Annotated in this window: 2 protein-coding genes and 1 pseudogene; all 3 read left to right on the forward strand. The window is 36.9% G+C overall.

Annotated features, from left to right (window positions below; all coding sequences use genetic code 11):
- On the forward strand, positions 1–1041 hold a 1041-nt coding region (locus AC1DDX_RS26975), incomplete at its 5' end, for an MBL fold metallo-hydrolase (RefSeq protein ID WP_477622984.1).
- 60 nt (positions 1042–1101) lie between these two features.
- Positions 1102–1479, forward strand: a complete 378-nt coding sequence (locus AC1DDX_RS26980; RefSeq protein ID WP_172663194.1) for a DUF1801 domain-containing protein — start codon at positions 1102–1104, stop codon at positions 1477–1479.
- A pseudogene (locus AC1DDX_RS26985) lies at positions 1470–1942 on the forward strand (hypothetical protein); the annotation flags it as partial. The gene AC1DDX_RS26980 and the pseudogene AC1DDX_RS26985, both read left to right, overlap by 10 nt.

The following is a 1942-nucleotide window of genomic DNA, read 5'->3' on the forward strand; positions in this document are numbered from 1 at the left end:
GTGCTTAACTTTCCTATTTTCGGGCGAGTACCTGAAGGTGCTCGCTTAGCGCGTATAAAAAAATTACCTAATTATAGGGATGGTGCACTTGAAAACTTGTCGCCAACCCCTATGAAACCTGATAACGTAAGTTATTGGGATATGATAAAAGGAATGTTACGGGGCAATGTAAATGGGGCTCCTAAAAGTCCGGTACCTACCATTAAACCCGACTTTACACAAGATGCTTCCGAGACTAAAATAACCTGGTTTGGGCATTCTTCTTATCTGGTACAAACAGATGGCCAAAATATATTGGTTGACCCCGTGTTAAGCGAAAGGCCATCTCCATTTTCATTTATCGGGACCAAAAGGTTTTTAGGGACAGATTTTTTAAAGGTCGAAGAGTTTCCTGAACTGGATATTGTGTTAATTACTCATGATCATTATGATCATCTGGATTATGAAGCCATTTTAAAATTAAAGGATAAAACAAATCGCTTCATAGTTTCATTAGGTGTAGGATCACATTTGGAGAAGTGGGGAGTGCCTGCTTCAAGGATTACTGAAATGTCATGGGGAGAGGAAATTGTTTTTAATACGCTGAAATTTACTGCGCTTCCTGCCCGTCATTTTACTGGAAGGAAGTTTAAAAGAAATCAGACGGTATGGTCTGCATTTGTTTTACAAACATCAAAAGATAAATTGTATTTAGGGGGCGATTCGGGATATGATACACATTTTAAAGATGCCGGCGAGCAATATGGACCCTTTGATATTGCAATATTGGAATGCGGGCAGTACAATACCTACTGGCCTTTAATACATATGTTCCCTGAGCAAACTGTTAAGGCTGCAATAGATTTGGGTGCAAAGGTTCTGCTGCCTGTTCACTGGGGGAAATTTAAATTAGCTATGCACGACTGGAATGATCCGATTATTAGGGTTGTTAATAAGGCAAACGAAGAAAGTTTGAAAATTGCTACTCCATTAATGGGTGAATCTGTAATTTTAAATAAGAATTATCCTTCTAGCAAATGGTGGTTGGCCGATAACTTATAATCTTAAACAATATTGATAAATAGATGTTGTTTATCTGATAGTCATCTATAACTTAAAACAATGAAAACTGATTTTGTAGAAATTTTTCAAACCATTAGGGCATCGCTGCAGCCTTATGCTACTGTGGGTTTTAGTAATAGAGTAAACAGTGAAACTTCCTTTGACCTTTGGAGTGACAAGAATGTAGTGATTGAAGGAAAGCAAAGAAATGAAGTTTTCTTTGCAAGCGTAATTATACAAAAGGGACATGTGGGTTTTTATTATATGCCGGTATACACAGAGCCTGATATGAAAAAGATTTTTGGTCCTGATCTGCTTAAGTTGTTAAATGGTAAATCATGTTTCCATATCAACAAACTGGATGACGCATTGATGTTGCAAATAGAGGAAGCTCTGGCGGCTGGGTTTAAACTTTATAAAGAAAAGGGTTGGGTATAAAACCAGTTTGGCAACAAGATGTAATTACCAGTTTTGGGAATATTGGTATTACCACACATGATATTGAATCGTTAGAATACAAACTGCTAACCATTGGAGCAGGGGAGGTTGTAATTAACCTTATTCCACTTATAAATGCTTATCGCCCTGAAGATCTGATATTGTTGCAAGAGCAATATCAATTGAAAAATATTTCTGTAGTGCATTTATGGGAAGATATATGGGAAACTAGAAAAGCACAGGTAATAGGACGAATCTCTTCTATTCTTGGTCTGAATAAACGTATTCATGCGCGCAAAACTAAGATTATTCAAATTACACAAAAACAGGCCGATGATTTCTTAAATAATAATCATCTGCAGGCATCGGCCAAATCTAATTACAAATTCGGGCTAAGTTTAGATGATCAGATTATTGCAGTTGCTTGTTTTAGTAACCTCAGGTATATGAAAGGACTTAGTCC

It is taken from the genome of Pedobacter sp. 10L46_2, assembly GCF_056395165.1.

Coding starts and splice junctions, on each gene's coding strand:
- AC1DDX_RS26980 (WP_172663194.1), top strand. CDS start 1,102: ATGAAAACTGATTTTGTAGAAATTTTTCAAACCATTAGGGCATCGCTG.